Source organism: Thermostichus sp. OS-CIW-26 (assembly GCF_054058395.1).
This window is the reverse complement of record NZ_JBSSAG010000006.1, coordinates 87,392-111,346: the sequence shown is the minus strand read 5'-3', so window position 1 is coordinate 111,346 and position 23,955 is coordinate 87,392. Positions and strand designations below refer to the sequence as shown.

Genomic DNA, 23,955 nt, shown 5'->3' with positions numbered 1-23,955 from the left:
TTCGGGCCTGTTTTGTTCTCTGGTAGAGCAGAGCAGGCTCAGGGCTACTGAAAGCCCGCTCCGTACCGCTTAGCGGTCGGAGCCGGGTAGTTTACTTAAGGATCAATTGAGAGATCCGATAGACATGAACAAGCTCAGCCAACGGCTAGCGACTGCGCAAGAAAGTCTCAATGCCATCGGCAATGGCCCGCGCCAAAATAGCCTGATATTCGGCAGTAGCCAATTTTCGCCCTTCGGTTGGGTTGGTTACGTATCCCAACTCCAGCAGCACGGAGGGCATACCCACAGGTGTTTCCCGCACCATAAAAAAGCGGGCCCGTCTCACCCCCCGGTCAGCAGCGCCGGTAGCCCTGACCAAGCTGCGGTGTAAGATGGCGGCCAGCTCGGCGCTATCGGGTCGCAGGTAGTAGGTCTCGATGCCGTGAATGCCGGAGCGATCCAGGGCGTTGGCATGAATGCTCACCAGGAGGGCAGCGTTGGCCTGAACGGCCATATCCACCCGCGGTTGCAGCAGCACTTCCCGGTCATCGGTGCGGGTCATCACCACTCCATATCCCCGCTCCTGCAACAGTCGTCGTACCTGGTGGGAAATGGAGAGCACGATGTCCTTCTCCTGGATCCCATCCACCCCGATGGCACCGGGATCCCGTCCCCCGTGGCCGGGGTCGATGGCAATGACCGTCCGGTTCAGAGATTGGGGGGTGGAAGGGGAGGCAGGGCCGGGCGTCTGCGGCTGAGGTATTGGTGGAGGAGCATTCAGAGGTCGCAGCTCCAAGGTAATGCGGCGGGATCCCTGGCCGGGGTTGGGCTCGAAGACATTGAACTCCTCGGCGGGCTGCACCAGAATGCTGACCGTGCGGGCATCTTCCTGGACAAAGCGGATCCGCTCCACCGGCCCTCCAACCGGCAAGCCGGGATCCGGCATAGACTGGGGCAGGCGAGCGGGCGCCACGTTGATGCGGTAGCCACCACTCTCGGGATCCCAGCCGGCCCGGTAGAACATGAATCCATCGGCGCTGATGATCAACCGGTTGCCCTGGAGCTGAACCGATTGCAACGTGGCCAGCGGCCCACTGCTGTTGACAGAGCTGACCTCGGGCAAAAGGCTGGCCTGGGCAGCACCGCCGGCAGGCTGGATCCAGATCCCACCTCGCTGTGGGTCGTAGCGGGCTTCCCAGTCGCCACCGGAGGAATCCACATCCAGCACTACCCGAGCAACGGTGGGCTCAAACTGCCCGATACGCAGCCGCGAAACCCCCAGACGGTTGATGACATAAGCTCGCTGGGTGAGGGCAGGGCTGAGGGTGGTGTTGAGAAAATCCACCACTACCCGATCCGGATCGAGGATGCGCCGCACCGTAGTGGAGGGGCTGCCTTGGGTACGGATAAAAAAGCCTTCTGCTTGCGGGGATACCTCTAAAATTTGATGGCCGGAGCGAGGAGATGGGGTGGGTGCCGGGCGTCGGGGAGGCAGTGTCGGCAAAGGCGGGGACGGCGGGAAGGGATCCCTGGAACCTCCCAATAAGCCGGCAGATGAAGGGGGAGAAGAAGAGAGAGATCCGGCCTGGGTGAATTGAACAGCCCAGCGGGAGGGGCCGGCAGTGAGCAGTTGCAGTTGGTTGAGGCTGAGAGGCTGATCCGGCTGCAGATAGAGCACAAAACGGGTGATGGTATCCGTAAGCTGGCTAATCTGCACAGAGGCGACACGGCCTGCAAAGGTCTGGGTCTGGGGCTCCCGTCCGAAGCGGGTGTTGGGAAAATCCAGCACAACCCGAGGCGGATTCTGCAGCACGAACAGAAAAGGCCGCACCTCGCCCTGGGTGTTAACTTCCAGCCGCCCTTGCTGGGGGTCGTAGTACCAACGCTCAATGCGCGATAAACCTGGGGCTGTAATCGCCTGAGCCTGGACAGATTCCGGGGGAAACAGCCCTGCCCCCGCCAAGCTCAACAGCAGCATCGCCCCCCATATCTGCCTTGACCCCGGCTTGCCAAATTCGGGCATGACCTTCCATCCACTCCCCACACCTGCAACTATACCAACCTGCTTTCGGAGCAGCCTGGGAAGGAGCGCAATTCCGCTCTTGCCTGCAGGGCTGGGGGATGATGGGTAGAGGCTCGCCCCTTCTTCTTCCTGCTTGTTCTCCGGCGAGGTATCTTGGGATGCCCAGGCCACCGGATCCCCTAGCCCTGGCCCGAGCTGGACACGCCCAGTCAATTGTGCAGGTTGTGCGGACAGAACTGCTGCGGCGTCGCTGGTGTGTCCGGGTAGACTTTGCCGACGAGACCCTGCACATTCACCTCATTCGGATCCCCTTATCGGCCTCAGCTCTCCCCCCAAGTTGCCGCCGCCCAACTGTTTCTGATCCTGAAGCAACTGCGGATTCCACGGCTGGATCAAGTGGAGATTTGCGCTTTCCGCGGCTCACGCTTGCTCTGGCGGCAGAGCCTAAAGCTGGGATCCCGGCAGCGTTGGGATCGGTTTTCCTTCGATAACTGGGCAGTCAACGCTTGGGCTTACCCGGCTGCGTTTGCGGTGGCCCTGATGGTGAACAACATAGGCTTGTTGCAGTTGTTGCATTTGCCTCTTCACATTTGGATCCACGAATTTGGCCATGCCACCGTCGCCTGGTGGAGCGGGTATCGGGCTTTGCCTCTGCCCATCGGCTGGACAAGCGTTAGCTCGCAGAGGGATCCCTTTGTGTATTTTGGAATCCTCTTTTTACTGATTCTACTCTTCTGGTCAGCCCGCAAGGAGCGGATTGGGTGGCTGCAGGTGCTGGCCATCTTTCTTGCTCTATTGCAGTTTTACATGACCTGGCTGATGCCCAATCGCACCTGGGAGATGTTGTTTGTCTTTAGCGGCGTTGGAGGAGAATTTTATCTCAGCACCTTTTTGATGGCCAGCTTTTATTTTCCCCTGCCAGATCGTTGGCGATGGGATTTTTGGCGATTTGTCGTGCTGGGGATCGCGAGCAGCAGCCTGTGGAGAAGCTTTTGGGAATGGCACAGCATCAGACTGGGATTGGCCGAGGTTCCCTGGGGAACTTTGTTGGGCGGCCAAGGAGATGCCAGGGGGGATATGAACCGCCTAAACTACGACTTTGGCTGGAGCACCGATCAAATTATCCAAACCTACACTTTTTTAGGGAACCTGTGTGTTTTCGTCGTATTGAGCCTATATGTTCTATTCCTGTTGCGGGCAAATGATGAGATTTGGCTGTATCTGCGAGCAAAGCTTATTCTTTGGATGGATGGTTTGATAGGCTCCAGTTCAAGGAAACGTTCTTAAGATCCTCCTATAGCGATCATTATCCCAACCACAGCTTTTTTCGGCAGCACCAGCTACATCCGGCGCAAAATGAGCTCTTGGGTAAAAGGGATCCCGCTTGTCTCCAGAACTTCCCTAGTGTCCAACTCGATTCCTCAAGGGGGCAGGATCATTTTGGTTTTGGACTGCAGCTTTGCCGGTTGGGAATTGCTCCAACCACTCCGTTGAGCTCAGAGGGCGTTTGTGGTGCCCATCTGGGCAATGATTGGGCGGGAGAAGCGGCACCCCTATCAGGTTGGAGATGGCCTGTTGAGCATTCGCTCTATGCTGAGGGATATGTATAGACAAACTTCCTCTGCAACGGTACTTTACCCATGTCAGCCGCCTTCTCTTGGCCCTACCGCACCCCAGGGATCCCAGACTCTGCCTTTGAACGCATCCCAGGGATCCCGATGAGCCCTCGTGAGGTGCGCGTGTTGGTGCTAAGCCAGTTGCGCCTGGGAGAGAACCACTGCCTGTGGGATATCGGCGCCGGAACCGGCACAATTGCCATTGAAGCGGCTGTTCTATGCCCCAAAGCTCGCGTGATTGCCATCGAGCGAGATGCCGAGGTAGTCAGCCTAATCGAGAGCAATTGCGAGAAATTTGGCCTCACCAACGTGCAGGTGATTCAAGGTACTGCCCCCGATTGTCTGCAACACCTTTCTCCGGCACCGGATCGCATCTGCATTGAGGGAGGCCACCCCCTACGCGAGATCTTGGAAGCCTGCTGGAGCCATCTCAGCCCCAACGGGCGGGTCGTGGCGACGACCAACTCTTTGGATGGGCTCTACGGCCTTTCTGCCGGCCTGGCCGCTGTGCGGGCTCATCATGTGGAGGTGATTCAATCGGCGGTGAACCGCCTGGAACACCGCGGTCGGACTCAAATGCTGCTGGCACTGGATCCCACCTTTGTTTTGAGCGGAGAAAAAATGGGCTAAGTTTTGTGTAAACTGTTTACATTTTTTGGTAAATCTTTTCCTAAGGTGATGGATAAAAGTGGATTGATTTATCTCGGCTGTCTTAGAACCAGCAGAAAAGATTGGGTCACCCAAACCTTAAGCTATACTGATATTTCTCGATCCCAAACTCAAATCTGCTTTTATACCAGATAAGAGAGCTGGGAAACCCAATAGCTATGGATCAATTCCAACACCCCTTTCAGGAGTCACGGGAAGTCAAACTGCGGCAACTGTTGATTCGGGAGCGCTGGCCGGAAATGCTGAAAGGCTGCCGGGCTTGCATCCATTGGGACGACTTCAAGCGACCGGAATGCTGTGGTGATTGCGGCATCGGGGATCGACGCAGGCAAGCAGTAGCCGAAGAAAGCCCACCCAGCAAGTCCCCAGGCATTTAGGGTTCGCAAGCTTCCCAAATTGGGATCCCAGCTCCTGCAGTAACTTTGGTAGTTTCTATTGAGAACTTTTACTCAGGGAGTTTTACCTAAAAACCGGGTCTCAAGCCCGGTCTTCATACCTGCCTGCGGCGGAAGCAAGCTGGCAAAGTGGGGAGGCAACGAGCGCCTCTCCCAAGATTGCTATGTCGTCGCTCCCTAGCCTCTCATCTTGCCCTCATTGGCCCCCTGCTTCCGCTTCTCAGAGGCAGCTCCCCAGCAACCTCAAGGGGGGCAGGAGGATCCATATCAATTTCTACACCAACCCAGTTAGCGACAGGGTCGGCGACAAGCCTCAAACCCTGATTCTTCCGTTGACCCGGTCGATCCCGCTCTGGGCAAGGGTTTCAGGCCCCTCGGCGGAGAAAAATAAGGGGAAATTGCAGCCGTTCGCGCCAGCGGGACGGAGTCCTTAAACGAGACCCTGTCGATCTAGGCCCCTGGATCCCGCTCTGGACAAGGGTTATAATCGGGGAGAGTCGCTTCCCTTCGGGGAAGTGGAATTAGTGGAATTAATGGAAACAATACGAAACTTCTCAATCACCAGTACCCCCATCATGCCCCACGCTAGGGGGTAGAACTTGGCACTGGCAAACCCTGCCTGCAGGGCCATTTGTCGTTGCTCTTCTCCAGAGGGAAAGCGATCTAGGCTGGGATCAATGTAGGCATATTCGGATCCCAGTCCCAAAGTTTTGGCCTGGGCGACCACCTGAGTGTTCAAGTACCAGCGCTGAAATTGTTCGCAAAGAGGGATCCCTGTGGGGCGGTGAAAATCCAAAATGGCGGCACGACGTCCTGGCTTCAGTACTCGCCTAATCTCTCGCAAGGCTTGGGGAATATCGGTTACATTGCGCAAGCCGTAGCCCATGGTAATGGCATCGAAGCTACTGTCGGGAAAAGGTAAGGCCAAGGCATCTCCCAAAACCCACTCCAGGGAGTAGCCAGGGAAGAGCCGGGAGCGACGCCGGGCAATCGCCAGCATGGCGGGAGAGAAATCTAGGCCCACCACATGTCCCCTTCGTCCTACTCGGCGGGCCAACTGCAGAGCCAGATCACCGGTTCCACAGCACAGATCCAGCACATATCCTCCTGAGCTGGCGCCCGACCAACGCACGGCCATACGCTTCCAAACCTGATGGAGGCCCAGGCTCAAGGTTTGGTTGAGGGAGTCATAGTGGGGAGCAATGCGGTCAAAAAGCGCTCGGATTTCCTCAGGCTGTTCAAAGGTTGGGCTAGGCACCTCTTCTCAACTCCACCTCATGTTCCCCGTACAAACTTTGTTGCTCCTGTTGCTCCGCAACGCTACGTGACCGGATCTGTGGTGTAAACTACCCGGCTCCGACCGCTAAGCGGTACGGAGCGGGCTTTCAGTAGCCCTGAGCCTGCTCTGCTCTACCAGAGAACAAAACAGGCCCGAACCTCTAGGCTGGTTTACGGCAGCCCCCAAGAGCGCAATTACGTTTGCACCATTCAAGTCCGCATCTCCTTCCCATCCACAGTGCCCACACTTGAACGACTTACCACTGCGATAGGATTGCGCAGGGTCGGGATGGATGTGCAAACACCGGTGGCAGGTCTGCGACGTGTAGGCGGGCGGAACAAGAATCAGAGAAACCCCTGCAACCCTCGCCTTGTATTCCAGAAATTGACGTAGTTGGTAGAACGCCCAACTGTTGGCCCTGCGCCTTTCGGTTTTGCTGCGGGGTTGTTGATTGACCCTTTCCCGGATCCCTGTCAGGTCTTCCAGGGCAATAGCGCTGTTTGTGGTCTTTGCCCTAGAGACAATAGCTTTGGAGATGCGATGATTGACCCACGTTTTTGCTACGCAACGCTGACGCGACTGAAAGCGTCTTTCCTTGCCAGACAGCCGTTGCAACAGTTCTCTGCATCTGCGCCGCGAACTGCGGGTGCCCTTACTGGCTTTGCGTTGAAGTACCGCCCTCAACCGCGAGTGATGGTCTCGGACTTTGTTCAACTGCTGTCCATTCCAGTTATCTCCTTCCGATGTATGAGCAATATCCGTCCTTCCCAAATCCACGCCCAGCACTCTATCCGTGCCTTGCGGTGGGCACGGTTCCGTTTCCACACAGATTTGAATGGAGTAGAAACCGTCTTTGCGCTTGACCAGAGTGGCGGATTTGGGGTTGGAGCCCGCCAACTGTTCTCTCTGGTAACGGCCAATCGCCAGCTCAAAGCGCTCTCGACCCTCCACCGTGGTCAGCGACACCGTCCAGTCTTTCTCGCGAAACGAAAAGATACGGGCATCGTAGGTCGCAAAGCCTCTCTTGAACGCTTTGACGGGGCGGTTTTTCTGTCGGGCAACTTTACGGGCACCGGCCAGCCGTCTGCAGACCTGCTGGTCGCGTAAGCGGGACGTAGTCCTTGCCAAGTTACTGGACAAGCCGAACCGGGCACGGATTTCGCGGTAGCACAGAGACTGGAGCTTAACGGCGTTGGCGACTTTCTCGGGTGTGTTCTGGTTGACCCAGTTCAAGGCTTGGCCAAAAGCCTCCAAAGTCGCGTCCAATTTGGCGGCCTGCGACTGGGACGCCTTGAGCTTGCAGGATACGGTCAGGACTTGGGTCATGGTTCTATTGTGACTTCCGCATTCCTCCCGGCACTGACCCTACGGGTACAGTGCGGGGCTCCTGCGATTTCTAGCTGAAGCTAAAGGAAGAGGGGTGTTACGGCGGCACTGGGATCCCACTGGCTCCCACTCGGTGGCGGCGGCTGGGGTAATCAGCCAAACTCAGGGACAGGGATCGGGATCCGGCTAGGCTCGAGGCTGGGATGCGGATGGTTCCCTGGAAGACTTGGCTATTGGGGGGCAGCTCCCCCGGCAAACCCTGGGTGAGCGCGTTGATTGACCGTCCATTGTCGTCAGTAATGTTCAGGAAGCTATAGAGAAAGCGCACCGTCTCTGCCGAGTTGTTTTGCATAGCTACATTCAAGACCACTTGGCTTCCCTCGCGACGAACCGAAAGCACCTGCATAGAGACCTGTCCACTGGCGGCAATTGGTAGGGGGGGCGGAGGTGGTGTGGGCGCCGGCGGGGCAGGAACTCCGTCCTGCTGACGGGAACGAGAAGGTGGAGGAGATGGAGTGGCGGGGCGAGGAGTTGGCGACGGGGCCGCCGCCAATTCAGGAGACAATCTGGGGGTGGGTGTTGGAGTGGGAGTTGCAACCGGCGTGGGTGCTGGGGTAAAGAGGGGGGTGGGAGTTGGGGACGGACGAAGGCTGGCTTGGACTGCTGCAATTACCTCAGCCTCGTTCAGCAAAGGCACAGTACGGGGATCCCGAACTTCGCGGGAAGGAGAAGCCCGACCGGCGCCGGTGACGGGAGAAGAAACCCCCGATAGAGCTCGCTGACCAAATAGGTAGCCCAGACAAGCACTCAACACCGTTGTGAAGAGAAACGCGCTCAGCCAGAACAGCACCCCCGAGAATGTGGAGGCGAACTCCTGAGACGGTTTGGCCGGTCTACGCAAAGGCTGTTAACTCCTGCTGCTAGTTCGCTTTCCTATGATACGAAAGTGACAGAGAAGCTAGGGGTTCTCGACCGGGGCAGAGTTTTTGCGCTGTTGCTCATGGGCCTGTAGCGGGGCGCTGTCTAAGTTGGGCAGCCGCTCCCCCAGCCACCAACCCGGATCTTCCCAGCTCAGGGATCCCAGCCATTTCCCGGCCCGATCTGCCAAGACCAAGCCCAACAAAACGGGAGCAGTGGTGATCCCCAGCGCTAGGCTGAGCCAGAGCGGTTGAGGAGATCGAAAAGAGACCGAAGAAGCCTTGTGTTCAGGCGAAGATATTGGCTTGGGATCTGTCATGGTCGAGCTTTTGAGCCTGAAGTACAGTCAGGTTATTCGAGATTGTTTTTTCAAGCGTAACCAACTCTCATCTTAGCCTGCGGGGAATTTCTCAAGTAGTTTCAAACAGCAAGAAGGCTTTGCTTGATCTGAGAAAGCCCTGACATTGCTTCCTGATCTAGTGGCCGACAGAGAAGAGGTGCTGCCTGGCGTATGGCTTCAAGGGGCCAATCCCACCAAGCAAGTTGGATAAGCCACTCGATCACTTCAGGTGCAAAACGGTAGCGAACCACCCTCGCTGGCACGCCCGCAACAATGGCATAAGGGGGGACATCTCGAGTTACCACAGCACCCATTCCAACAACTGCTCCATTTCCAATGGTTACCCCCGAGCGAATCTTAGCGCCATAGCCAATCCAAACATCATGGCCAACAACAATATCTCCGCGAGTTACAGGGTGCCCTTTCAAAGCACGAAGCTCTCGCCAGGAATCAGGTAAATGGGTGAAAGGGTAAGTAGTAACCCAGTCAGTATGGTGCTCGTACCCTACGAAAAAATGCACCCCTCCTGCAATCGAAGTGCAACGTCCAATCTTGACGCGGGATGACTCTCCCATCCAATGAAGGAAAAACTCATATCCGTAGCTTAGGGAGCCAATCGTGAGCAGAGGAAAAGGCTCTAAACCGGCGTGAGCAAAATAGGTTTTCTCTTCCAGCTGGGCAGCGTGCTCGATTCGGATGGGCATAGAGATTCAGCCTCAGGATTGACCGGGTACCACTCGGCTGAGGACTTCAGCAGGCTGTTGTCGAGGTTAGACTCAAACGTCAGTGGATTTCCATTCTACCCAATGGCGATTGTGCTGATCTGTGGCCCTGTGCGCTCTGGCAAAAGCCGGCTGGCAGAGGGTTTGGCTGCGGCTTCGGGCTTGCCGGTTATCTACCTGGCTACCGGGCCGAAACCCGATCCCAAGACGGATCCAGAATGGGCAGAGCGCGTTCAACAGCACCGGCAACGGCGGCCTTCCAGTTGGCAGACTTGGGAAACCGGGAGGGACTTGGGGGCAGAACTGCAAAAGTTGCCCCAGCCCTGTTGTGCGCTGGTGGATTCGCTGGGGGGATGGGTGGCGCAGGGCCTAGACTGTCCCTCTTCAGAATGGGATCCCTTGGTGCAATCCTTCTTGGCAACCTTGCAAAGCCATAGAGGGGAGATCCTCCTGGTGTCTGAAGAAGTGGGCTGGGGGGTGGTGCCCGCTTACCCACTGGGGCGACGGTTTCGGGATCGGATGGGGGAACTAACCCAAAGGCTGGCTCCCCTGGCCGACCAAGTGTTTTTGGTAACAGCAGGTTTTGCCCTGGATCTCACCCGTCTAGGGATCCCAGTGGCGAGCAAGACAGAGCAGAGCTGAGATAAGCTGCATTTGCAAGCCAGATAGCTGTGTTGCCGTGCCGATTACCCTCTACCTTCCTGCCAAGGCCATTCAAACTCTGGATCTCACCCCCGGCCATGAGCTGGTGAAAACCTTGATGGCCGATCCCGTGCGTGCTGCCCAGCAGGTGCAATGCGCCATCGATTGGCCGCGCAGCCCTGAGGATCCACGGGAGCTGTCCGAGATCCCGGAGGTGCGCCTGTGGTTTATTCGTTGGGATACAGTCTACCCCTGGATGCCCTACTTTCTCAATTGGCGCCAAGGAGAACTCGCCCGTTACGCGGCTATGATGGTGCCCCACCAATTCAACCCTCGGGAGGGTATTGTTTACAACCCAGAAGCGTTGGAGATCTTCGTCTATCAGAAGATCTTTGTGTTGATGCGGTGGTTCAAGCAGCAGAACCTGGGATCCGCCTCCATGCTGCGGGATATGGCTTTGGTGTTTGGCTTCGAGATCCAGCCGGAGTTTCTCGCCCTGTGGGAGGCAGAGCCATGAAGGTGATGGTGGCCAACACCTGGCCGGGGATCCCAGGAGCTACGGCAGTGGCCGACGCTTGGCAGCAGGTGGTTCAACGCCCTTGGGGCCGGCTCAGTGTGGATCCTACCCCTTCGGAAGCTCAGCTAAAGGCCCTCTGGCAACAAATCTCCGAGTGGGCAGGAGAAAAAGATCCCCTACTGGTTTTGCCGGGCAGCGTTGCCGATCCCCTGGGGCCAGGCCAAACTTGGGCGGATCTGGCCCATGCGTGGGGGTTGAGCTTGCTGCTGACGCTGCAGCGGGAGACCGCTCTGAGCCAAGCTGCCGCTTTTGCCGCCCTGTTGCGCCAAGCCAAGGCCCGCGGTTTGGGGTGGGTGCTGATTGGATCCCTGACCGAAACTGGGGATCCCCAAGCCTTGGAAAAGCTGGATGCAACTTTGATCCCGCGCCTGGAAGCCCAAGTAGGAATGCCGGTGTTGGGGAGAATGGCTCTTGATGGGCAGATCCTTTGGGATCCAGATGCCCTGCTGCTCTGCAATGCTGCCCAACCAAGGAACTGAGCGCCACCCACTGATCCCTGCGGCTCGAACCGTTCCTCTTCACTTGGAGGGTAGGCGAAACTTCATTCTTGTTGCTAGGGAAACCACAAAAAATCCCCCAGACCAAGCTGGGGAATCCACCAATGCTGTTGAAGCGTCAGGTCAGGCCATCAGCCACGCACCGCAGGCGCTACCTCCACCGCCGCCAAATCCAGCGGGAAGTTGTGCGCATTCCGCTCGTGCATCACTTCCATCCCCAGGTTGGCACGGTTCAACACATCAGCCCACGTCCCAACCACTCGACCGTTGCTGTCCACAATCGACTGGTTGAAGTTGAACCCGTTCAGGTTGAACGCCATGATGCTGATCCCCAGCGCCGTAAACCAAATCCCAATCACCGGCCAAGCCGCCAGGAAAAAGTGCAGGCTCCGGCTGTTGTTGAACGACGCATACCGGAAAATCAACCGGCCAAAATACCCGTGCGCCGCCACAATGTTGTAGGTCTCTTCCTCTTGCCCAAACTTGTACCCCAGGTTCTGAGACTCCTCTTCCGAGGTCTCCCGAATCAGGCTCGAGGTCACCAGCGACCCGTGCATGGCGCTAAACAGCGCACCCCCAAACACGCCAGCTACGCCCAGCTGGTGGAACGGGTGCATCAGGATGTTGTGCTCTGCCTGGAACACCAGCATGAAGTTGAAGGTCCCCGAAATCCCCAGGGGCATCCCATCCGAGAACGACCCCTGCCCAATCGGGTAAATCAAAAACACTGCTGTGGCCGCTGCCACCGGCGCAGAGTAAGCCACCGCAATCCAGGGCCGCATCCCCAAACGGTAGCTCAGCTCCCATTCGCGTCCCATGTAGCAGAACACCCCAATCAAAAAGTGCAGCACAATCAGCTGGTACGGACCGCCGTTGTACAGCCACTCGTCCAGTGAGGCGGCTTCCCAAATCGGGTAAAAGTGCAGGCCAATGGCTGCCGAAGAGGGCACTACAGCCCCAGAAATGATGTTGTTCCCGTACAGCAAGGAACCGGAAACGGGCTCGCGGATGCCGTCAATGTCCACCGGCGGAGCCCCAATGAAGGCGATGATAAAGCAGGTGGTGGCAGTCAGGAGGGTGGGAATCATCAGCACCCCAAACCAGCCAATGTAAAGGCGGTTATCGGTGGAGGTGACCCACTCGCAGAACTGCTCCCACACGTTGCTGGTTGAGCGACGTTGGATAACAGTAGTCATGAGGTCAAACTTCCCTAAGGAAGCGCGAAGATTGACAACCTAAACCTAAAACATCCGTTAAGTTTCGTCAACTACCTGCCTCAAAAATGAGGAGGGGATCCCTTTCTCTACCGGCTACCCCTCGGCAGAAAGAGGGCTTCTAAGGCCTGGCCGAGAGTCGGTTCCATCACCACCCGGTCTTCGTAGGCAGCGATCACCCGGGTGAGCTGAGGCAAGCGGCCCTGTTCTGCTTCGATGTAAAGGGGCTGAACATAGAGCAAAGAAGTCTCGATGGGGATGACCAGCAGCGTGCCCAGGTTCACCCGCGACCCATGCTGGTTCCAGAGGGAAATTTGCTCGGAGATCAAGGGATCCTGATTGACCCGCGCTTCCACCTGTTCCGGGCCATAGATGAGGCGTTGCTTGGAAAACTCGTACACCAGGAGCTTGCCGTAGTTTTCCCCGTCGCAGCGGGCCGCTATCCAAGCCACCATGTTCTGCTTGTTAACAGGGGCATAGGGGGAGAGGAGGACGAACTCAGGAGTGTGGTTTGCAACCCCTTGGGGATCCCTCGGCAAGGTGAGGATGAGATATTGCGGCTGCATGGGAATGCGCCGTCGGTTGCGGAACTGGCCGGGGATCTGCCATTGATCCTCGCGGTTGTAGAAGAGGCGGGGATCCGTCATGTGGTAGGTGGCGAACTGCTGCGCTTGCAGGCGGAAGAGGTCTTGGGGATAGCGGATGTGTTGCCGCAGCGGCTCCGGCATTGCCTCCAGAGGCTTGAAGAGGGTGGGGTAGATGCGGGCGTAGGCTTGGATGAGGGGATCCTGAGGGTCGGCGATGTACCAGTCGATGCTGCCGTTGTAGGCGTCCATCACCGCCTTGACCGAGTTGCGGATGTAGTTGAAGGGAAAGCCGGGCAGGTGCTCCGAGTAGGGGTAGCGGCTGCTGGTGGTATAGGCATCGAAAAACCAGTAGAGCTTGCCATCTCCGATCACTAGGTAGGGATCCCGGTCGTAGAGCAAAAAGGGCATCACCCGACGGATGCGCTCGCGGATTTGGCGGCGATAGAGAAAGCGGGTGGCAGAAGACAGCTCGCGGCTGAGAAGGATGCGCAGATCGCCAAAATGCCAGGCGTAGAGAAACCGCTGCCAGAGGTGGGGAATGGGCACGCCACCGCTGCCCTGATAGCTGCTGTACACATAGCGCTCTGCTGCAGGGTAGTCCAATTCCCGCGCCTCAGCGCCCACGAAAACATCGGTGGTGGTCAGCTCGCCATAGTAGAGGGCCGGCTGCTCCACCCGCAAGACGGAGGCCACCTCAGGGTAGCGAGGAGAAACCCGCGGCGGAATATCCGACAGGAAAAAGTCCGGCAGGCCCTCAGGGGTCACCACGTTCACCGGGCTGAGGGTGAGGCCATAGCCGTGGGTGTAGAAAAACCGCCGGTTAACCCAGGTTTGGGCGGCGGGGGGCACCTGGGCAAAGTCCAGCTCGCGGGCGGCATGCATAACTTGGCGCAATTCTCCCCCAATGCGGTAGCGATCCACATTCACATAGGGAAATTGGTAGTAGGGGCGGATTTCTTGCAGTTGGCGGTAGGTGGCCAATAGAGGCTCCGCATCCCAGAGGCGCACGTTGCTCAGGGTGGATTGATTCTGCTGCAGGATCTCCCAGGTGAGGGCTCCCCCTTCCGGGAAGGGTTGGACTTCGACATCGGCCAGGCCAAAGCCAGCACGGGTAAAACGGATGTTGTCCTCGATGTAGGGGCGCTCCAGCTCCAGCTCGTTGGGGGTGACCAAGAAGGTCTGCACCAGTTGGGGGTAAAGTTGGGTGGTCAGCAGCCCAAACCCCAGGTAGGCCCCCCAGAGGATGGCCGGCGCCAGGAGAGAGCTGGCCCAGGAAGGGCACCAGGACTTGAGGAAAGGAAGGTTGAGGCGGATCCCTTGGCGAGCCAAAGCCCAGAACCCCACTGCCGTCAAGCCCGCCACCCCGCTCATCAAGGTCGTGGCCGGCAGAGTTGCATGCACATCGGCAAAACCGGCCCCAAACACAACGCCGCGGGTGGAATAGAGCAGCTCGTAGCGCTCCAGCCAATGGCCCCAAGCCCGAATGAGAAACAGGGATCCCCCCAAGATCAGCAGGTGCCGCTGGGCATAGAGAGAAAGGGCCAAGGTCAGCCGTTGCTCGGAAAGCCCCAGCTCTACCAAGTAGATGAGGACAACGGCAATCAAGGTGAGCAGCACCAGGTTGAAGCACCACTGCTGCACCGTCTCCCAGAAAGGCAGGCTGAAGAGAAAAAAGCCGAGATCGCGGTTGAAAATGGGATCCGACTCCCCGACGGGCCCCTGGTTCAGCCAGAGCAACAGCGTGAACCAGTGATTGGAAAGAGACCCAGCAAAGAAAACACTCAAACCTGTGGCAATCGCCCAGGCCCCGGTCAAGGTTGCCCCCCGCCAGCAGGAGCAGATGTTGGATCCCGTCACCGCCAGGGCAAAGAGGAAAGCGCCCAGGCCCAGCCCCCAGCGGGCAATTACCCGCGTCCACAGCACCGGCAGGGCATTCAGCTCGGCAAACCAGGCCAGATCTACGTAGAAAGCCGCCAAGCCCGTGATGGCCAGGATCCCCAGCCCCACCCCCAGCAGCAGAAACAATCCTCGCCGCAACCTCTGCATCGCCTCAGGATCCTCGGCTCAAAGCTGTTCTTGGTCGCGTCAGCGGTGCAGTTTCCCTTCGCCCGAGCGTTGCGGAACAACACAGGGTGCCGTAGGCATAGCCCTGTTCTAGCTGTTGCACCGCCTGCACCAAGCCTGCCGGCCCGCCGTCCACCCGCACCACCGGGATCCCCACCTGGGCCTGCACCTCTTGCCAGGTCAGATCGTCCAAAAAGCGCTCCCCATCCTTAAGGGCAATCTGAGGTAGCAGCAGCCCATCGTAGGCCGCCAAGTTTTCAACCGATTTCAAGGCATTCAAGACATCTTGGCCCGTCAGCAGCCCGGTTACCGTCAGGGTTTGTCCCCAAAATTGGCTGGCAATAGGCAAAAGATCCAACTGCAGCCCGCGGATGCGGTTCATCTGCTCCACCACAGGCTGGAAGGCTTGCTCTACGGCATTGCCCACCACCCACAGAACCTTGAGGGGAGAAGGGAGCTCAGGCGGCAGTTTGAGCTGCTCGAACTGGCTGAGGAAAAGCCGCAGGGATCCCACGCCATTCCCCAGTTGGGGGTAATCTTCATAGTGCTCTGCCGGGGGCAGTTCCCACCCCGCCAGCAGATACCACTCATCGGCCAGCCAGGCAAAGGTGGATCCCAATGTTTGCCGAAACCCGACCTGCAAAGTTTCCACCTGCTGGATCACTTCTCGGGCCTTGGCTGCATCGACAGGAACCAGCTCATCACCAGGGGGGCGAAAGCGCGTCAACCCCACAGGCACCACAGCAGCCGACAGCACCGTAGGGATCCCGTCTACGGGCCGGCGAAAGGCGGCCAAATCGAGGAGTGTGCGGGTGAGGTGATCCCCATCGTTCCAGCCTGGGCAGACCACCACCTGTGCGTGCAGTTGCAAGCGATGCTGGCGAAACCAGGCCAACTGCTCCAAAATCAGGCCAGCCCGCGGGTTTTTGAGCAAGCGGCTGCGCAGCTCCGGGTCGGTAGCATGCACTGACACGTAGAGGGGAGAAAGGCGCAGGCGAGCGATGCGCTCCCATTCGGCAGCAGGCAAGTTGGTGAGGGTGAGGTAGCTGCCGTAGAGAAAGCTGAGGCGGTAGTCGTCGTCCTTGAGGTGCAGCGTTGCCCGCATTTCCGGAGGTTGTTGGTCGATGAAGCAAAAGGGGCAAGCGTTGGCGCACTGGATCAGGCCATCGAACAGGGCTGTCTCAAACTCTAGCCCCAGATCCTCGTCGATTCCCTTCTCCAGCTCAACTGTGCGCGGGATCCCTTGGCTATTCAAGATCTCCAGGCTTACATACTCCTCAGCGATCAGGAAGCGGTAGTCGATGAGATCGCGGGGGCGTTCGCCGTTGATGCTGACCAGGGCCTCTCCAGGTTGGATGCCCACTTCTGCTGCCAGGGATCCGGGTAAAACAGCGCTGATACGGGCGGGCTTGAGACTAGCACGAGACATAGCTAACTCATCCTCAACTGATGTGCCATTTGCCCCAGCAGGACGAAGTTCTGGGTCGGGACAGCGTTGCGGAGCAATAACGAGGCTCGGTTGACTACAAACAGTTGACTACAAACAGTTGACTACAAACAGCGGAGAATAGCCGCCTCTAGCTCGGTTTGGCTGAGATCCGTTACCACAAACACCTCTTGCACGCTGCTTCCCTTGCGGGCCACCAGCTTGTACCCGCCCCGGATCGGCACCGAAACCCGCAACTGCAACTGGGGGATCCGCCCACGGCTGCAGGACAGAGCGCCCGGCGTCACGGTTTTAATGCCCGCCTGCCGGGTCAGGCGTTCCAAAACAGGGATCAACCCTGAGATATGGGTAGAGTGGTTCCAAACCAGACGACCAGAGGGCTCAGACATAGCGGCTAGAGTGAGGAAAGGATGGGATCCCTATCCTATTCCTCCACAAATACCTGCTGCTCGTTGTGGAAAACTGGATGTCCAAAATGCCTGAAGATTCCCCGCCTGCGGTCGTGGCTCTGATCTTGGCCGGGGGCAACAGCCGCCGCATGGGATCCGACAAAGCCTTGGTGCTTTGGGATGGGATCCCCCTGCTGCGACGGGTGGCTCAGGTGGCAGCAGCCTGCGCCGACGCGGTTTACATCCTCACCCCCTGGCCGGAGCGCTATGCGCCGGTGGTGGATCCCGGTTGGCACCTCTGGCGGGAAAACGTTCACAGCCGCGACAGCGTTGCAGAGCAACACCGAGGCCCGCTGCTGGCCTTTCAAGAGGGGATCCGGCGGCTACAAACCTTGGCTGCTCCCCCGGAGTGGATCCTGCTGCTGGCCTGCGATCTGCCCTGCTTGCAGGAGCAGGTTCTTGGGGATTGGCGACAGCGCCTTGCCACCCTGCCCCCTCAGACGGTGGCCGCCCTGCCCAAAAGTCAGCGGGGCTGGGAGCCCCTGTGTGGCTTCTACCGCCTGGCGCAGCTAGGTTCTCTGGAGAGTTTCTTGCAGGCAGGAGGAAGATCCTTTCAGGGCTGGTTGTCCCAGGTGCCAACAGCCATCCTGCCCCTGACCGTTCCCGACAGCGGGACGGAGTCCCTTGAGAGGATGCTCACCAATTGCAACACCCCTGCCGATCTGCAGCTGGGGGGAAACCTGGGTAGGGGGTGATCCCTGGGATCGGCAAAGGGAGGGATCCCCTCATGTCACAATGGGTAAAGATTTGCTCGGTTTCTTATCTCGGCGCCGTGCTTACTTCCCTTTACTACCGCGAGATCCCTTGCCCCGATAGTGCTCAAGTGCTGCGCTGGCTACAGGAGTGTATCCCCCTGCCCCAAGGCAGCCAGAAGGTTCTTACCCCCACGGGCCTGCGCCTACAGGGATCCGGCGCTGAGCTGGCCCTTTTCTTGTGGTCGGGGCTGAACACTACCTATCTCAAGGTGTTCCAGTGGTCGGAACAGCCCTTCCCCCGCCAAGCTCGCTGGCTGGGAGAGCTGGAACAGGCCATTCAAAGCCAATTTCCCCACCGCTACCCGCAGTTGCCCCAGATCGATCTGAACCGGGGATCCATCTTCGATCAGCTTGAGCCTTTCTACCCGCAAACGGTGAAGTATTTTCGGCGGATCCCCAATGGAGAATTTGACCTGCAGCGGGTGTACTGGTGGGAAAAGCGCTGGCGGGAAGAAGTGCAACATTGCCACGCAGCCCACCGCCCTGCTCAGCCGGTCTTGTTTCGCCAGCCTGGCCCTGAGCCGGCCCCGGTGGAGTGGGATCTGGCCATCGTGGGAGGAGCGCTGGGAGCCATCTATGGAGCGGCCATGGCTCGCTTGGGCTACCGCGTGGCCTTGGTGGAGCGACTCCCTTTTGGCCGCATGAACCGCGAGTGGAACATCTCCTGGCGGGAGCTGCAAACCCTGGTGGATTTGGGCCTTTTGAGCGCCGAGCAGATGGAGAGCTTGATCCTGCGGGAATATACAGATGGGTTCAACAAGTTTTTTGACGGCAATAGCCCGGTTCGCGCCCCTGTCCTGCACACGCCCACGGTACTCAATCTGGCCATTGATGCGGAAAAGCTATTGCAGCTCTGTGGCCAAATCCTCACTTCCTGCGGGGGAGCTATCTACGAGCGCACCGAGTTTCAGCGGGCCTATGTTGGCGAACAAGGCGTCACGCTGGTTTTGAAGGATTTGCCCACCGGCGAGGAGTTTCGGCTGGGATCCCGCCTTGTGGTGGATGCTATGGGAACAGTCTCTCCCATTGCCCAGCAGCTTTACCGCCATCGGGCTTTTGATAGCGTCTGCCCCACGGTGGGGGCTACCATTGCGGGGGGGTTTGAGCCAGGGGTATGGGATCCCCAGTTTGGGGACATTCTGGCCAGCCACGGGGACATCAGCCGCGGTCGGCAACTCATTTGGGAGCTGTTCCCCGGCCCAGGCGAAGATCTTACCTTTTATCTGTTCCACTACCACCAGGTGCATCCGGAAAACCCCGGATCCCTGCTGGAACTGTACGAAGATTTTTTCACTATTCTGCCGGAATACCGCCGCTGCGACCCAGAGCGCTTGCAGTGGAAAAAAGCGACCTTCGGCTATATCCCCGGACGATTTGGCCAGCCCCGGCACCCTGTTCGCGGCAGCGGGGCGGAGTCTTCGGAACCCTTTGACCGGATACTGCTCATAGGGGATGCGGCGGCTATGCAATCGCCCCTTAGCTTTACCGGCTTTGGATCCCTGGTGCGCAACTGCCCCCGCCTGTGCGATCTGCTGGATACGGCGCTGCGCCACGACCTGCTCAGGGCGGCGGACTTAGCCCAGATCCGGGCCTACCAGGGCAACTCGGCCGTCACCTGGCTCTTCTCGCGGGGGATGATGGTGCCCACCGGCAAGGTGCTGCCCCCCGAGCGCATCAATGCCACCCTCAACAGCTTTTTTGGCATTCTCGCCACCGAGCCGCCGGAGGTGGTGGACGATTTCATCAAAGACCGGGCTGGCTGGCTGGCCTTTAACCGCATGGCCATCAAAGCTGCCCTGCAAAACCCACGGCTGCTGCTGTGGATCTGGGAGGCCGTAGGGGCCAAAGGCTTTGCCCAGTGGCTGCCCACCTACTTCAGCTATACCGGCCTGGCCTTGACCTCTGCTTTGCTCAGGGGCTGGCTTCCAAATCTGCTGCGTCGCCTCCAGCCCTGGCTAGAAGCGCGTTACCCCCGCCTGTGGCTGCGCTGCCTGCAGTGGAGCTACACCCTCACCTATGGGGTAGGGCAGCCGCGCATTCAGTTTCAACTCCCCCCCACTCAAGAAAAGACCCAAGACACAATACCAACTTGGATAGGATCCCTGCAGCAGTGACATACTCCTGCACTCACGCTGATGCACAGAGGGCGGGGCTCCCCGGCGGTCTAGCTAAATGCACCGGACACCAAGGCAATAGCGCTGTCGCCGTGATCCCTCAATAAGGTCTCTATCTGCCGCTCGCGTCAGCAGGGCAGCGTTTTTTCCGGCTTGGCAGCTTGCCCAAGTTGGGTATAATCAATGCCTAATCAGAGATCGACGGCAGTTGGGAAGGGATCCCGACTTCAAACCGGTCGAGAGACTGCTGAACCCCATTTTTTGAGAACCCTTATTTTCGCAAAAAGTTAGGACTGAGCCCAGTCGCGTCAGCGTTGCGGAGCAACATGGTTTACACCTTCGAGATCATCGGCATCGCCCCTGCTCTACAGTTCTTTCATCAGCAACAGAAGCTGGCCCAGCGGCCCTGTGGGGTGGAATACCTGGGTACCAGCTCCTGCACCCTCGATGCGTTACTGGGATCCGTGGAGGAAGTGCCGGCCCGGCGCGGCTGGGACTTGGATCAGTTGGTCGACGCTGTTATCCGCTTTTGGTGCAGCAACCCCGATTTGGTGAGTTTGTGGCGCTCTCGTTTTCGCGATGCCGGGCGAGATGCGCTGTTGGTCTCGCGAGTGGGGCATATTCAATCACTGCGGCAGGAATTTGAATGGCTGCTGAAGCAGTAGGTGCCGAGCGCCACTCTCGCCACCTGGGTGGGAGAATGTGCGGTTAGCAGGTAGGCTAAGGGCAGAACTAATTTGTGAGCACCCATGAGCGACACAGTTTTCGGCAAGATTATTCGCAGGGAGATCCCTGCACAAATCGTTTACGAAGACGATAGAGCCCTGGCCTTCAAAGATATTGCCCCCCAAGCCCCTGTCCACATTTTGGTGGTGCCCAAAGAGCCCATCCCCGGCATTTCCCAGGCCAAGCCCGAACATGAGGCATTGCTGGGACATCTCCTGCTGACCGCTCAGCGGGTGGCTGCCGAGGCAGGTTTAAATAAAGGTTATCGATTGGTGATCAACGAAGGAGAAGACGGCGGGCAAACCGTCTTTCATCTCCACATTCACGTTCTGGGCGGTCGGGGGATGGGCTGGCCCCCAGGTTGAGCGATGGTTTTTCCCACCCATTGGAGCCTCTGCAGGTACAATCCTGTCATTACTGAGGATAAACGGCGGGCGGGGTCTGGGATCGATGGAGTGGCACGTAACCGATGCAGAGAGTTTGATGATCATCGACCAGGAGGTGGGCAAGCACGAGCTTTCTCCTGCTGAGTATGAGGTGGTTCGTCGGGTTATTTATGCTACCGCCGACTTTGAGTACTTGAACCTCATCCGTTTTGGTAACGAAGCCTTACAGGCTGGGGCGGCGGCCTTGGCAGCGCGTACCACCATTGTGGTCGATGAGCCGATGGTACAGGTGGGCATTGCCTGGGCTGTTCAGAACACCTTTTCCAACCCCATCTACTGCGGCAGCGAAGCGATTACCCGTCCCCAAAGGGACAAGACCCGCTCCGCTTGGGGCTTGGAAACCCTGGCCCAACGCTACCCTGAGGCGATCTTTGTGATTGGCCAATCCCAGACTGCCCTCTCCACCTTGGTGCAGCTGATTAGAAAGAAGGAGGTGGCCCCTGCTCTGGTCATCGCCACGCCGGCTGGGTTTGTGAACGTGGTGCAAGCCAAGCAGGAGCTAGCCGATTCCATGGTGCCCCACATCCGCACTGAGGGACGCAAAGGAGGCCCGGCAGTGGCTGCAGCGGTGTTGGATGGCCTGCTGGACTTGGCTTGGCACGCCTATGTACGGGTCAGCAGCGCAGACTATCCTGGCAAATCCGCCGTTTCTTGACATGCTCCTTGCTCTACTGGCTGGCTAAGCCAAGGCAAACTGCGCAGCGGTAGAGCAGGGCTTTAGACCCCATTTCTAGAGTAGGTCTGCTGATCTGATCGAGATCACTCAACTGGGGGGATCCCGAGCACCCGGCCTTCAAGTCGGCATCGGCAAGATGGGAGCTGTGCTCTCAGTCCTGCCCTTGAAAAATGGCCTGAGAGACGACTGGTTGGGCCTATGGAGGGATCTTCCCATGCGGTGTGCCATCTTCTTTTGCTGGCTTGCCTGGGTTTTTGCGCCGGGGGCTTGGGCACAAGCTGAGCCATGTCCGGCGGTTGCCCTTCTGCCCTCTTCACTGCAGTTGTCAGAGGTGTCAGCACCTGCCTCTGCCCTCTCGACAACCCAGATGGACAAGGCAGGGATCCAAGTCAGCCCCTACCAGCGCTGGCGACAGAGGTATGCCCCCTCGGATCCCCTCTCTTCAGGTTTGAACAGCGTCCCTTATCGGCCAGCCCAGCAGGGATCCCAAAGGATTCAACAGGGAACAGAGGGGCTGCCCTTAGGGCCTGCGACCCGCCAAGGGGAACAGCTGGAGCAGATCGGGATCCGCCTGGGAGAAGACAGCCCCTTCTTCCTACATCCCAGTGGGTTGGTCTATCGGCAGTCCTATTGAATTTGTGAGTCTGTTCGCTACAGGGATCCCAGCTTCCCCAGGGAGAAGGGCTGGAGGTGAGGGATCATCTCTCACTTCTCCCTTCTCACTGCTCACGCCTCAATCAGTAATGATTCCCCACCTTGCGGTGGTGGATGGCAGTAAGGCCCTCTGGGCTGGAGACCCGACCGGCTTCCAAGGTGCTGTACACCACCCAGTGATCGCTGGTTTCCAGGCGGCTCACCACACGGCACTCCAGGTAGGCCAAAGCATCGGCCAAGATGGGGGATCCGTTGGCAGCAGGGTAGGTCTTGATCCCGGCAAAGCGGTCGGCTCCCGGTGGAAATCGCTTCAGGAAGTGGCGCATCAAGGGTTGGTAATGGCCTTCTTGCAGCACATTTAACACGAAGGTATCTCCCACCTGCAGGAAGGATTCGATGGCCCGATCCTTGGCCACCGCAATGCTGATCCCTGGCGGATCGGTGCTGGCTTGGGCCACCCAGGAGGCAAGCATGGCGCTGGTGGCTTGCCCTTTGCGGGCAGTGATGATGTAGAGGCCATTGCTGATGCGGCCCAGGGCGCGATCCAGGTCGGCATCCAAGGCTTTCATCTGCTGAATGTTGCGATCCCGCGTCAGCCACTGCCCCAGATCGGTACCTGCTTCTTCGGCCAGTTGCAGCAGAGCCTCGCCGGCAGGCTGCTTAAGCAGAATGGGGGCAAACACCTCTTTGGCGCCGATTTCTTGCAGTGTGTTGCGGCAGAGGTACACCGACTCATCATCTTCGCCGCCCGACTCAAACAGACCAAAGCCTTGCTTGCTGTGGGCAGAGGCCAAAAGGGTTTTCAGCAGCACTTGAGTGGTGGCGGCCTCAGGCCCTGATTGGGGCGGCATGCCTATCACCACACCGGCGGCCAAGCTCATCAGCTCCCGCACCTCGTGGGCATCCACCAGCCGCAAATCTGCCAGCTCCACCTGGATGCCGGTTTTTTGGATCCCGCGGGCAATGGCCTGGGCCAAGGTTTCCGCCTGGCCATAGCCGGACAGGTAGAACACTGCCACCAGGCGCTCGGCTTTGGCCTGCTCGAGGCTCCAGGTGCGATATTGCCCCACCCAGTCGGACAGGTGATGGCGCAGTAGGGGGCCGTGGCCGGTAGCAATGGCAGCGATGGGAGGCAAGGCTTCCATGCGCTTCAGGGCGGACAACACCGAGCGGGCGTTGGGCCCCATGAGGCAGTCGTAGTAGAGCTTGAAGTCGGCCTGCAACAGGTGGGGATGTTCGTCCCAGGCGAAATCGTCGCAGTAGTGCATCCCAAACACGTCGCAGGTGTAAAGGATCTGGGTGCCGTGGTCGTAGGTGAGGATGGTGTCGGGCCAGTGCAAGTTGGGGGCAGAGATAAATTCCAGGACATGCCCCTTGCCCAGATCCAAGCGATCTCCCTGTTTCACCACCAGCCGCTGGAAGGGCCGATGCACCAGATCTTCCAGAAATTGCACCGCCACCTTGGAGGCCACCACCGTCATCTGGGGCGCCAGCTCCAGCAGATCCCCAACCAGGCCGCTGTGATCTGGCTCGGTGTGGCTGACCACCAGGTAGTCGATCGCAGTGGGATCCACGATCCCTTGCAGGCAATCCAGGTACAACTGGCGAAACTTCTCGTGGGAGGTGTCGATGAGGGCCACCTTCTCGCCGCGAATCAAGAAGGAGTTGTAGGTGGTGCCATTTTCCAGAGCAAATTCGATGTCAAATCGATCCCGATCCCAATCTTGGGAGCGAATGGCAAGGGTGTCGGCCCCGATGGGCAGAGTTTGCAGCGTCAGATGGGGCTGGGCCAGGCGAGGTGCGACTTGAGGTGCAACTGCAGTGGTGGCCATGTTCTCTC

23 protein-coding genes are annotated in these 23,955 nt (G+C 58.6%); 12 read left to right on the top strand and 11 right to left on the bottom strand.

All coding sequences use genetic code 11. The annotated features are described in order from the left end of the window. Nucleotides 1-145: 145 nt before the first annotated feature. Nucleotides 146-1,957, bottom strand: coding sequence for an N-acetylmuramoyl-L-alanine amidase (locus ACVW0C_RS04695; RefSeq protein WP_457384485.1), 1,812 nt, complete (start codon nt 1,955-1,957; stop codon nt 146-148). Nucleotides 1,958-2,272: 315 nt separating this feature from the next. Between ACVW0C_RS04695 and ACVW0C_RS04690 the strand changes: the two genes are divergently transcribed. The 3 genes from ACVW0C_RS04690 (at nt 2,273) to ACVW0C_RS04680 (ending at nt 4,664) form a co-directional block, all read left to right on the top strand. Continuing rightward, nucleotides 2,273-3,289, top strand: a complete 1,017-nt coding sequence (locus tag ACVW0C_RS04690; RefSeq protein ID WP_457384484.1) for a hypothetical protein — start codon at nt 2,273-2,275, stop codon at nt 3,287-3,289. 353 nt (nt 3,290-3,642) lie between these two features. Then, nucleotides 3,643-4,248 carry a precorrin-6Y C5,15-methyltransferase subunit CbiT gene (gene cbiT, locus ACVW0C_RS04685; protein ID WP_011432027.1) on the top strand — a complete coding sequence of 202 codons (606 nt, stop codon included), beginning with the start codon at nt 3,643-3,645 and terminating at the stop codon, nt 4,246-4,248. A 197-nt stretch (nt 4,249-4,445) separates the two neighbouring features. Beyond that, a complete protein-coding gene (locus ACVW0C_RS04680; RefSeq protein ID WP_011432028.1) occupies nt 4,446-4,664 on the top strand; it encodes a hypothetical protein in 219 nt (72 codons plus the stop codon). Between the two features lie 499 nt (nt 4,665-5,163). Here the strand turns inward: ACVW0C_RS04680 and ubiE are convergent, their stop codons facing one another. The 5 genes from ubiE to ACVW0C_RS04655 form a co-directional block, all read right to left on the bottom strand. Beyond that, entirely contained in the window at nt 5,164-5,940 is a 777-nt protein-coding gene (gene ubiE / locus ACVW0C_RS04675) for a bifunctional demethylmenaquinone methyltransferase/2-methoxy-6-polyprenyl-1,4-benzoquinol methylase UbiE (RefSeq protein WP_414522813.1), read from the bottom strand. Between the two features lie 105 nt (nt 5,941-6,045). Further along, on the bottom strand, nt 6,046-7,287 hold the full coding sequence (locus tag ACVW0C_RS04670) for an RNA-guided endonuclease InsQ/TnpB family protein (protein ID WP_457384483.1): 1,242 nt from the start codon (nt 7,285-7,287) through the stop codon (nt 6,046-6,048). Between the two features lie 97 nt (nt 7,288-7,384). Then, nucleotides 7,385-8,188: a hypothetical protein gene (locus ACVW0C_RS04665; protein WP_457384482.1), complete on the bottom strand. Its 804-nt coding sequence runs from the start codon at nt 8,186-8,188 to the stop codon at nt 7,385-7,387. A 57-nt stretch (nt 8,189-8,245) separates the two neighbouring features. Next, nucleotides 8,246-8,524 carry a hypothetical protein gene (locus tag ACVW0C_RS04660; protein WP_457384481.1) on the bottom strand — a complete coding sequence of 93 codons (279 nt, stop codon included), beginning with the start codon at nt 8,522-8,524 and terminating at the stop codon, nt 8,246-8,248. 101 nt (nt 8,525-8,625) lie between these two features. Continuing rightward, nucleotides 8,626-9,249, bottom strand: coding sequence for a CatB-related O-acetyltransferase (locus ACVW0C_RS04655; RefSeq protein WP_414399320.1), 624 nt, complete (start codon nt 9,247-9,249; stop codon nt 8,626-8,628). Nucleotides 9,250-9,351: 102 nt separating this feature from the next. Between ACVW0C_RS04655 and cobU the strand changes: the two genes are divergently transcribed. Genes cobU through ACVW0C_RS04640 form a run of 3 tightly spaced genes read left to right on the top strand, consistent with a single transcriptional unit; the run spans nt 9,352 to nt 10,965 of the window. Next, nucleotides 9,352-9,909 carry a bifunctional adenosylcobinamide kinase/adenosylcobinamide-phosphate guanylyltransferase gene (cobU, locus tag ACVW0C_RS04650; RefSeq protein ID WP_414331153.1) on the top strand — a complete coding sequence of 186 codons (558 nt, stop codon included), beginning with the start codon at nt 9,352-9,354 and terminating at the stop codon, nt 9,907-9,909. A gap of 37 nt (nt 9,910-9,946) precedes the next feature. After that, entirely contained in the window at nt 9,947-10,426 is a 480-nt protein-coding gene (locus ACVW0C_RS04645; RefSeq protein ID WP_457384480.1) for a CRR6 family NdhI maturation factor, read from the top strand. Further along, nucleotides 10,423-10,965, top strand: a complete 543-nt coding sequence (locus ACVW0C_RS04640; protein ID WP_457384479.1) for a hypothetical protein — start codon at nt 10,423-10,425, stop codon at nt 10,963-10,965. The genes ACVW0C_RS04645 and ACVW0C_RS04640 overlap by 4 nt, the downstream gene beginning before the upstream one ends. A gap of 149 nt (nt 10,966-11,114) precedes the next feature. Here ACVW0C_RS04640 and psbA read toward each other — a convergent pair whose 3' ends face one another. The 4 genes from psbA to ACVW0C_RS04620 form a co-directional block, all read right to left on the bottom strand. After that, the gene (psbA, locus tag ACVW0C_RS04635; RefSeq protein ID WP_457384454.1) at nt 11,115-12,179 is read right to left on the bottom strand and encodes a photosystem II q(b) protein; all 1,065 of its coding nucleotides are present in this window, start codon (nt 12,177-12,179) and stop codon (nt 11,115-11,117) included. Nucleotides 12,180-12,286: 107 nt separating this feature from the next. Next, nucleotides 12,287-14,830, bottom strand: a complete 2,544-nt coding sequence (locus ACVW0C_RS04630; protein WP_457384478.1) for a UPF0182 family membrane protein — start codon at nt 14,828-14,830, stop codon at nt 12,287-12,289. Between the two features lie 4 nt (nt 14,831-14,834). Next, complete coding sequence (locus ACVW0C_RS04625) at nt 14,835-16,277, bottom strand: TIGR03279 family radical SAM protein (RefSeq protein ID WP_457384477.1); 1,443 nt, start codon at nt 16,275-16,277, stop codon at nt 14,835-14,837. 122 nt (nt 16,278-16,399) lie between these two features. Continuing rightward, complete coding sequence (locus ACVW0C_RS04620; protein WP_011432039.1) at nt 16,400-16,684, bottom strand: DUF2103 domain-containing protein; 285 nt, start codon at nt 16,682-16,684, stop codon at nt 16,400-16,402. 77 nt (nt 16,685-16,761) lie between these two features. Here ACVW0C_RS04620 and ACVW0C_RS04615 point away from each other — a divergent pair, with 77 nt between their 5' ends. From ACVW0C_RS04615 to ACVW0C_RS04590, 6 genes are all read left to right on the top strand, one after another. Next, nucleotides 16,762-17,439 (top strand): molybdenum cofactor guanylyltransferase, encoded by a 678-nt coding sequence (locus ACVW0C_RS04615; protein WP_202943706.1) that lies wholly within the window; start codon nt 16,762-16,764, stop codon nt 17,437-17,439. A gap of 32 nt (nt 17,440-17,471) precedes the next feature. Next, nucleotides 17,472-19,613 (top strand): FAD-dependent oxidoreductase, encoded by a 2,142-nt coding sequence (locus ACVW0C_RS04610; protein WP_457384476.1) that lies wholly within the window; start codon nt 17,472-17,474, stop codon nt 19,611-19,613. Between the two features lie 326 nt (nt 19,614-19,939). Then, on the top strand, nt 19,940-20,278 hold the full coding sequence (locus tag ACVW0C_RS04605) for a hypothetical protein (RefSeq protein ID WP_414329426.1): 339 nt from the start codon (nt 19,940-19,942) through the stop codon (nt 20,276-20,278). 84 nt (nt 20,279-20,362) lie between these two features. Next, entirely contained in the window at nt 20,363-20,704 is a 342-nt protein-coding gene (locus ACVW0C_RS04600) for a histidine triad nucleotide-binding protein (protein ID WP_011432043.1), read from the top strand. A gap of 85 nt (nt 20,705-20,789) precedes the next feature. Then, a complete protein-coding gene (locus ACVW0C_RS04595) occupies nt 20,790-21,440 on the top strand; it encodes a precorrin-8X methylmutase (RefSeq protein WP_414342089.1) in 651 nt (216 codons plus the stop codon). A gap of 235 nt (nt 21,441-21,675) precedes the next feature. Beyond that, complete coding sequence (locus tag ACVW0C_RS04590; protein WP_457384475.1) at nt 21,676-22,095, top strand: hypothetical protein; 420 nt, start codon at nt 21,676-21,678, stop codon at nt 22,093-22,095. A gap of 103 nt (nt 22,096-22,198) precedes the next feature. Here ACVW0C_RS04590 and ACVW0C_RS04585 read toward each other — a convergent pair whose 3' ends face one another. Beyond that, entirely contained in the window at nt 22,199-23,947 is a 1,749-nt protein-coding gene (locus tag ACVW0C_RS04585) for a diflavin flavoprotein (RefSeq protein WP_457384474.1), read from the bottom strand. Between the last annotated feature and the right edge of the window lie 8 nt (nt 23,948-23,955).

Coding starts and splice junctions, on each gene's coding strand:
- ACVW0C_RS04695 (WP_457384485.1), bottom strand. CDS start 1,957: ATGCTGCTGTTGAGCTTGGCGGGGGCAGGGCTGTTTCCCCCGGAATCT.
- cbiT (WP_011432027.1), top strand. CDS start 3,643: ATGTCAGCCGCCTTCTCTTGGCCCTACCGCACCCCAGGGATCCCAGAC.
- ACVW0C_RS04680 (WP_011432028.1), top strand. CDS start 4,446: ATGGATCAATTCCAACACCCCTTTCAGGAGTCACGGGAAGTCAAACTG.
- ACVW0C_RS04670 (WP_457384483.1), bottom strand. CDS start 7,287: ATGACCCAAGTCCTGACCGTATCCTGCAAGCTCAAGGCGTCCCAGTCG.
- ACVW0C_RS04660 (WP_457384481.1), bottom strand. CDS start 8,524: ATGACAGATCCCAAGCCAATATCTTCGCCTGAACACAAGGCTTCTTCG.
- ACVW0C_RS04655 (WP_414399320.1), bottom strand. CDS start 9,249: ATGCCCATCCGAATCGAGCACGCTGCCCAGCTGGAAGAGAAAACCTAT.
- cobU (WP_414331153.1), top strand. CDS start 9,352: ATGGCGATTGTGCTGATCTGTGGCCCTGTGCGCTCTGGCAAAAGCCGG.
- ACVW0C_RS04640 (WP_457384479.1), top strand. CDS start 10,423: ATGAAGGTGATGGTGGCCAACACCTGGCCGGGGATCCCAGGAGCTACG.
- psbA (WP_457384454.1), bottom strand. CDS start 12,179: ATGACTACTGTTATCCAACGTCGCTCAACCAGCAACGTGTGGGAGCAG.
- ACVW0C_RS04630 (WP_457384478.1), bottom strand. CDS start 14,830: ATGCAGAGGTTGCGGCGAGGATTGTTTCTGCTGCTGGGGGTGGGGCTG.
- ACVW0C_RS04625 (WP_457384477.1), bottom strand. CDS start 16,277: ATGTCTCGTGCTAGTCTCAAGCCCGCCCGTATCAGCGCTGTTTTACCC.
- ACVW0C_RS04620 (WP_011432039.1), bottom strand. CDS start 16,684: ATGTCTGAGCCCTCTGGTCGTCTGGTTTGGAACCACTCTACCCATATC.
- ACVW0C_RS04615 (WP_202943706.1), top strand. CDS start 16,762: ATGTCCAAAATGCCTGAAGATTCCCCGCCTGCGGTCGTGGCTCTGATC.
- ACVW0C_RS04610 (WP_457384476.1), top strand. CDS start 17,472: ATGTCACAATGGGTAAAGATTTGCTCGGTTTCTTATCTCGGCGCCGTG.
- ACVW0C_RS04605 (WP_414329426.1), top strand. CDS start 19,940: ATGGTTTACACCTTCGAGATCATCGGCATCGCCCCTGCTCTACAGTTC.
- ACVW0C_RS04600 (WP_011432043.1), top strand. CDS start 20,363: ATGAGCGACACAGTTTTCGGCAAGATTATTCGCAGGGAGATCCCTGCA.
- ACVW0C_RS04595 (WP_414342089.1), top strand. CDS start 20,790: ATGGAGTGGCACGTAACCGATGCAGAGAGTTTGATGATCATCGACCAG.
- ACVW0C_RS04590 (WP_457384475.1), top strand. CDS start 21,676: ATGCGGTGTGCCATCTTCTTTTGCTGGCTTGCCTGGGTTTTTGCGCCG.
- ACVW0C_RS04585 (WP_457384474.1), bottom strand. CDS start 23,947: ATGGCCACCACTGCAGTTGCACCTCAAGTCGCACCTCGCCTGGCCCAG.